Annotated in this window: 1 protein-coding gene; it reads right to left on the bottom strand. The window is 62.6% G+C overall.

The window, feature by feature from the left end; all coding sequences use genetic code 11:
- A partial coding sequence (locus BIU91_RS19230) for a hypothetical protein (protein ID WP_216099686.1) occupies window positions 1-302 on the bottom strand: 302 nt, incomplete at both ends.

The following is a 302-nucleotide window of genomic DNA, read 5'->3' on the forward strand; positions in this document are numbered from 1 at the left end:
CGCGCTGAGGTAGGCATTGGCTTCGACCACCTCCAGGTAACTCCCCCCACTCAGGGCTGGCACATTGTCCTGCAGCAGGCGCAGTGAAAGGCCGCTTCCGAGATCCGCCAACCCCAACTGGGGCTCGAACCAGAGTGCTACACCCGTGACTACCAGCAGGGCAACGCCGCAGGCAGCCAGCGTTGGAGCGCGAACGTTCAGGAAGGCCCCCAGGAAAAGCCCCATTACCCCGTACAGCATGAGGATGTCCCACGGGGATAGGAACAGAGAATGGGCGGTGCCAATAACCAGCAGCCCCAGCA

The organism is Curtobacterium sp. MMLR14_002 (genome assembly GCF_001864975.1).
GTDB classification, from domain to species: Bacteria; Actinomycetota; Actinomycetes; order Actinomycetales; family Microbacteriaceae; genus Curtobacterium; species Curtobacterium flaccumfaciens.